The sequence below is a fragment of the Paraburkholderia sp. 31.1 genome (assembly GCF_014397645.1).
Taxonomy (GTDB): Bacteria; Pseudomonadota; Gammaproteobacteria; order Burkholderiales; family Burkholderiaceae; genus Paraburkholderia; species Paraburkholderia tuberum.
Window position 1 is genome coordinate 1 of record NZ_VZQN01000121.1, and the last position, 3,232, is coordinate 3,232.

The 3,232-nt window shown below is 57.7% G+C and carries 6 protein-coding genes; all 6 read left to right on the forward strand.

What is annotated here, in order from left to right:
- The first annotated feature begins 221 nt into the window (after positions 1 to 221).
- Complete coding sequence (locus F6X37_RS35400; RefSeq protein ID WP_187614626.1) at positions 222 to 566, forward strand: hypothetical protein; 345 nt, start codon at positions 222 to 224, stop codon at positions 564 to 566.
- 50 nt (positions 567 to 616) lie between these two features.
- Positions 617 to 877 carry a PAAR domain-containing protein gene (locus F6X37_RS35405; protein WP_187614630.1) on the forward strand — a complete coding sequence of 87 codons (261 nt, stop codon included), beginning with the start codon at positions 617 to 619 and terminating at the stop codon, positions 875 to 877.
- Positions 878 to 1,013: 136 nt separating this feature from the next.
- Positions 1,014 to 1,490, forward strand: a complete 477-nt coding sequence (locus F6X37_RS35410) for a hypothetical protein (RefSeq protein ID WP_187614627.1) — start codon at positions 1,014 to 1,016, stop codon at positions 1,488 to 1,490.
- A gap of 10 nt (positions 1,491 to 1,500) precedes the next feature.
- Entirely contained in the window at positions 1,501 to 1,761 is a 261-nt protein-coding gene (locus tag F6X37_RS35415; protein WP_187614628.1) for a PAAR domain-containing protein, read from the forward strand.
- A complete protein-coding gene (locus F6X37_RS35420; RefSeq protein ID WP_187614629.1) occupies positions 1,761 to 3,077 on the forward strand; it encodes a hypothetical protein in 1,317 nt (438 codons plus the stop codon). The genes F6X37_RS35415 and F6X37_RS35420 overlap by 1 nt, the downstream gene beginning before the upstream one ends.
- The coding region (locus F6X37_RS36520) for a hypothetical protein (RefSeq protein WP_222945035.1) at positions 3,043 to 3,232 on the forward strand (190 nt) is incomplete at its 3' end. The genes F6X37_RS35420 and F6X37_RS36520, both read left to right, overlap by 35 nt.

Consider the following 3,232-nt stretch of genomic DNA (forward strand, 5'->3'; position numbering starts at 1 on the left):
CATCGCCAAATTGCTTAACGGGCGGCCTCGCCAGACGCTCGGCTGGGACTCCCCCGAGGAAGCAATGGCTAAAGAGTTAGAGAAGGCTGGATTAGCTAAACGTTGCACTTGACTCTTGAGACTGCCCAGTTATCGTCTCGGGTACCGGCTACGTCCCCATAGGCGAGTTAAGTCATTGCAAGACTGACACGCCTGTTCACGTGAGGCGCGCAGCCCCGCACGTGGGGTTTCTATCGGACATAAATATCAAGGCGGGTATTTACGCATCAATGGTCCCAGTTAGCGTTTCACCTTTGAGTTTTTTAGCGGTTGTTGGAAAAATCGGGAGCGACAGGAATTTTGTTGAAAAACCGGGATTCTATAGAACCACTGTGAGAAAGTCTAAGTTGGAAGAAGAGGCATCTTCGGATATGGATCCAGTCATATCACTTGATGGAAAATATATATCAGTAGACCGGCGTCAGTGCGGATCAGATCCTGATATTGACGTGATTGAAATTAAAACAGGAAAGACGATTGTAATCGACAACAAAGCCTGCAGCAGGTTGTTCAATTGGATTAAGTGATTGTTCAGCAGCCGGTGATGACTGCCACAATCAATTTATGGTCAATCGAAATGAAATCCCCTATCCGAAAAGGTGACAATCTTGAGAACGGCGGTGAAGTCACAGGCGGCTCGCCGTGGACTGAGTTCATGGGCCGCCCGCTCGCCCGAAAGGGTGACACGGCTATATGCAACCAGCACGGCCCGACCGTCATAGACGAAGGTTACGCGCGGTTTCCCGACCGCGATGGCAAGGAGGTCGCCTTCCATCATTACCACTGCGCGTGCGGTTGCCGGCTGATCTCGTCGCTGCAGAACGTCAATATCGCGTAATGCCAGTCGATCTTTCTCCAGCCGGACGCCCGAGCGCCTATCCGCGCCGCCCCAGGTTCTGGCCGTACGATGTAAAAAGTCCGCCCTTGCGTTGGCGCGAGACGCAAAATTCATATCGAGTATTGGGGGATCAGCCGTGAAAAAATATTTGTTTTTATTTTTCTTGATAATTTTTCTTGGTAATGCGTGCGCAGCTGTTGTCAGTTCCTGCGATGGAAATTATTTGGCAATGGACGATGTCCGCGGCCACGTAACAATAAAACATGATGGGCGAAATATCGGGTTGGCGAAAATCGATCACGCTATTCGTGGGGGAGTTTTTAGCCTCGATGGTTCGATGTTGGTTGTATTTGGGTTGCCTACAAAAATTGATGCGAATTATCCGCAAGTCACACATCTATCTATATTTTTGGTAAGGCCAAAAATGCAACTCATTGAAAGAGAGGTGTATGGTGGTGGAGTATACGATGCTGCCTTCAGTGTTGATCAAAATTTTATCGTTGTTGAGAATCAATTCGGGGTTGATGTGATAAACCTCAAGAAAAAAAAGGCTCAGTCATTCGATGCGGCGTATATTCCGCAATTCAAGACTCAGCGATGTTCAAAAAATTAATTTCCTAAAAATGCAATCTCCTGTCCGTAAAGGCGACAAACTCGAACACGGCGGCGAAGTGACCGGTGGTTCGCCCTGGTTCGAGGTCATGGGGCGACCGCTCGCCCGCAAGGGTGACGAGGCCATCTGCGAACAACACGGTCCGACTACAATTGACGAGGGCTACGCCAAGTTTCCCGACCGTGACGGCAAGGCCGTCGCTTTCCATCACTATCGCTGCGCATGCGGCTGCAGGCTGCTCTCGTCGCTGATGAACTTCAACATCGCGTAATGCCGGTCGATCTTTCTCCAGCCGGACGCCCGAGCGCCTATCCGCGCCGCCCCAGGTTCTGGCCGTGGTGGTTCTGCATCTGGCTCGCCTGCAATGTATTCGGCGTTGCCATTGCGATGCTGCTTTGGCCGAAGGGAGAAGCGGCGCGCGGCGCATGGTTCTGGCTCTGTTTCGTTGGCTTTCCTAACGGTGCGTTCGTGTTCCTGTTTGCCATTGAGCGCGCTGGCTTCGAGGCGCTCTGGTACCGCGCGCGCTGGCGCAACCATCATCGTAGCCGGTGGCTGGCGGATCGGCTGCGCATCGCGCAGAAGCCACTCCAAGTGCTCGGCGTTGGCTATTGCCTGCCGCTTGATGGAGATCCCGAACAGACGCTGGCCGGCGTGATAGCCGCCAAACAACGTCTGCCCGCTTCGCAGGTGCCGCGCGCCGGCTCGAAGCCCATCGAGCATGCCCGCTTCGAGGAGGCCGACTGGCTGGTCGACGAACCGGTTGTCGTCGATCGGCTTACTGACGACCAAGCGATCGCTGCTCTCGGTCCAGCGAAACAGGTTTCGCTGCTCGCGCTCAAGATGGCCAAGTCGCTTGAGTCTCTGGCGACGAGCCTGCGAGCGCTCACGTGCTATGAGCGGGTCTGGTGGCCGCAGGTCCGCGTGCTGGCCGCGCCGGGCAAGGAGAAGGCGGATGTCGCGCGGGTCATCGATGCCCTGCGCATCGCGGGCCTGCCGCCGCTGGTGGTCCAGGCGGCACCGGCGACGGACGGGTTGATGGTCGCCGACGCATGGCTCGATGCCAAGGAGCGCCGCCCGCTACTCGTCGTGGCAACGGCGTGGCATGAGGACGGGCCACCCGAAGGCAGCACGGAGGGATGTGTCGCCGTGCTGCTCGCGCCGGGCTACTTCCATCTGCCCGAGGAGGTCAGGGTGGCCGCATTGCTGCACCGGCCCGTTCAGGGTCTTCCGGGCGAAGCCAAATACGGCTTCGCCAATGCGGCCGTATGGGGCAACGCTGCTTACACCTCGCTCGTGCGTGCCTGGATCACCCGGCCCGCCGACGGCGGCGACAAGGCGCTCAGTGCTGCCCATATGGATGCGATTGCGAAGGACGACGCGCAGCATCGGCCCGACCGCATGGTGGGCGACATGGGCGACGCGAACGGCTGGCTGTCCGTTGCCGCAGCCGTCGAGGCCTGGACTGCCGATGGCCCGCAACTCATCATTGACGGCCTGCAGTCCGCAGTCCTGCGCGTCACGCCCGCAACAACCGATAACAACCGGATTACCGATGACAGACCCCAGGCTTTCCCTGCAACCGCTTGAGTCAGCAACCACAACGGAGGAACCGGCACCCCCGGGCCGTCTCGCGATCTGGGGGCTGCCCGTTGCGGCCCTGGTCGTCGCCCTGCTTGCGATCGGCATCGTCTCGGTGCGCGGCGACATGGTGGGCGTCGCGTCCGGCGAGCCGAAGCTGAAGG